Consider the following 3123-nt stretch of genomic DNA (forward strand, 5'->3'; position numbering starts at 1 on the left):
AAAACGGGACCCTTCGATTCCAGCGAATGAGAGCCCTTTCTCCGATAACTACTCTTATGATAAACAGGAGTATATTCTAAACAGGGTGCAAGTTGCAACTGCTCTTCGTTAAGATCTATTACTTTGATCTCAGGAATAGAGGGAATAATGAGACAAACACAAAGCGCTTTTAACATAGTCTCCTATACAACTCGTAAAACCCACCCACATTCCTGGTGTACAGCAACGGTCATTGCTGTACACCAGGAATGGTTACTAGAAGGAACTACTTTATGAAGCGAAAAGCTGTTCTACAGCTTACAAAGTGAAGTTTACAACATAATCTACCAGTTAAAACCGTAACGACTTCCATTGCCTTAATAAGCAGTGGAAGTCGTTGCTCCCTTGCTTACTAAGGCAACGGAAGAGAGGATGACAAACCTACGGCTGGTTCAACAGGTATGATCAGAGACAATTATACATCTCAGCAACTTCCATATTTTGAGACAGGTTTTGTCAATCTATATCAGGACAAGACACAGTTTACTTCTTGCATTGTCAGTTTCACATTAGCTTTTGTCCGTTTGGTCGAATTGGCTGGATTTTTGGGTTTTCCTGGCACCTGCTTTGCAAATAGCAGACCATCCAGACTAGATATCTGGAAATGAAATAGAAACGAAAACCCTTAAAGCAAAAAAAGATGAAGAAGTTAGTAATGATGTTGGCTTTCGGCTTGGCAATAGCTGGAACTTCACAAGCACAAAATGGCTCACAAGGCGGCAGAGACAATGACCGCAAAGTAGAGCAAGTTAAAAATGAGAAACGGGCAAAACTATCACCTGAACAGCGGGCTATTCAGCGCACTGAAAAGTTGACCCAGAAGCTCGACCTAAACAAGTCCCAACAAAAGAAACTACAAGCCCTCAACCTAAAACATGCTAAGCAAATTGAAAGCATTGCTCATACAAGAGAGCGTAATGAAAAACAAAGCCAGCAGATGCAAAAGCTTCAGGCTTCCTGGGAGAAAGAGTTTAAAAGCATTGTGAATAAAAAGCAATTCGCTAATTACCAAGAGGAACGCAAGCAAATGCAAGCCAACCGCGGAAAGAACAATGGCCAGTTCAGGAGAGAACATAATGGTAAATCTGCTTAAATAAGCCCCTTATACATAAAAAAGCAAGCTGAACGGCTTGCTTTTTTATGTGTCAATACCAATTCGTATAAGCACATTCTATTGCCTTACGTTTTGTAAGGCAAACTTTTTACTGCACCTGCCACCACAACTGCTGCTCCTTCTCAAGTGTGCCATAGGGTAAATGTTATTTAGTATTAGGTGTAAACCTATTTCAGGACGGGACAAACAGATCATCGAGAGGCACAAAGGCAGGGTATGGATAGTTAACAAGAAGAAATATGCTCTTCTCACAGACTATACACAGGTCATTTTTGAAGGATAATTTACAGGTTTTGGTGTGGGAATATCCTTCTGCAATCATCTGGTCTTGCAAGCCACCTGTACCAATGCAGCGGTTTGCTGATTATACTTTGATAGAAGCACCAAATTAATATGATTAGATAAAGCTTATCATTAAACTATTAATCATTTCCTGTATCTAAGTAGAAAACATTACAAATATTGGATAAAATAACAATGGCTATGAGTACTAAATATGGGTTATTAATCCTATTTGCTTTTTTGGTCTTTTCCCAGTCTAATGCATTTGCTCAGAGAAGACATGATCGGGATGATCGACGAAAAGTGGTTGTTATAAAAAAAGCTCCAGCAAGAGGCACAAGAGTGGTAAAAATTACTCAACCACACATAGTTGTAGCGCACCGGGGCGTTAATTACCAGTATGTAAATGGAATATTTTATCAACCTTACGGAGCCGAATACATGGTAGTATCTGCTCCTATAGGGATTCGGGTAAGGAGACTTCCTACCTATTATCAATCCGTTTTTATCGGCGGACGTACATTTTTATACTTTAACGGTATCTTTTATAAGAAAACGGCTGAAGAAGAGTATGAAGTGATTGAACCACCTGTAGGCGCAAGAGTCACAGAATTGCCCCAGGATGCTCAGACTATAGTAGTGAATGAACAGAAACTGTATGTGCTGGATGGAGTGTACTACCAGGAGGTTTTTGTTAATGGTACACTATTTTACGAAGTAGTGGGCAAGGGTCAGGTGGAGTTACCTCAAGAGCAAGAGTTGGCTATAGGTACCCAGGTAACGAGTCTGCCTCAAAATTCCTCAGTGGTAGTCATCTCCGGAGAAAAGTTATATCACTCCAATGGTATTTACTACAAAGAATTAGTAATAGGCAATGAGTTGCGGTATGAAGTAGTAGGCAAAAATTAGTGAAGCTCAATGATTCACTTCTTATCGGTTTAATTAAATCAATATTTATTTTTTACACATTTTAATCAAATTTATTATGAAAATTCAACTAATGGGAAAACTAGCAGTAATCGGTTTGTTTCTATTATTTAGTCAAACCCTGTTTGCTCAGCAAAGACCAAGCATGGATCCTGCAGAAACGGCTAAAGAGCAAGCCTCCCGAATGAAATCTGCACTGCAGCTCTCCGATGAGCAAACTGCAAAAGTAGAGGAGCTTAATTTGAAATATATGAATAAGATGAAGGAGCACCGAGCTAGTAGTGGAGAAGACCGGAGTAAAATGCGTCAGCAGATGCAGGTAATGCAAGGGGAAAAGGAGTCCGAATTAAAATCAATACTCAATGAAGAGCAATGGCAAGTTTATCAGTCCAAAAAAGATGAGCTTGGGAAGGGAGAACGTAATGGAGGAGGAAAAGGCCGTTCCAAAGGAAAAAGTAGTCAGTAAAGCAAAATATGTATGTAGTGATAAGCACCTATTAAGTTCAGACTAGTAGTAGTGTGCTTGACTAATCTCAGGGAGTGTATTTTAAACTGTGTGCCTGTTGCACAACACTCGCGTACCTTCTGACTTCTATCCCTTTTTCCACGGTCAGCTCTTGGTCTGGCCAAAAATGCAAGCAAAAAACGCCCTCCAACTCGGGCCTAGGCAGGGCCATGACGGCTGTCTGGCTTCTTTTTGGGGTGAAGTACAGCAATTTCTGCAGGTTGTATGAACTTGCTACCTTTGACTGGAGACGTTT

General features: G+C 40.4%; 3 protein-coding genes. All 3 read left to right on the plus strand.

What is annotated here, in order from left to right:
- The first annotated feature begins 679 nt into the window (after positions 1 to 679).
- The 3 genes from LN995_RS21415 to LN995_RS21425 all read left to right on the plus strand — a co-directional run bounded on the left by LN995_RS21415 (position 680) and on the right by LN995_RS21425 (position 2828).
- Positions 680 to 1132, plus strand: a complete 453-nt coding sequence (locus tag LN995_RS21415; protein WP_229963137.1) for a hypothetical protein — start codon at positions 680 to 682, stop codon at positions 1130 to 1132.
- A gap of 504 nt (positions 1133 to 1636) precedes the next feature.
- Positions 1637 to 2344 (plus strand): DUF6515 family protein, encoded by a 708-nt coding sequence (locus LN995_RS21420; protein WP_229963138.1) that lies wholly within the window; start codon positions 1637 to 1639, stop codon positions 2342 to 2344.
- Positions 2345 to 2435: 91 nt separating this feature from the next.
- Entirely contained in the window at positions 2436 to 2828 is a 393-nt protein-coding gene (locus LN995_RS21425; RefSeq protein ID WP_229963139.1) for a DUF4890 domain-containing protein, read from the plus strand.
- Positions 2829 to 3123 lie beyond the last annotated feature (295 nt).

Source organism: Pontibacter silvestris, from assembly GCF_020907275.1.
GTDB lineage: Bacteria > Bacteroidota > Bacteroidia > Cytophagales > Hymenobacteraceae > Pontibacter > Pontibacter silvestris.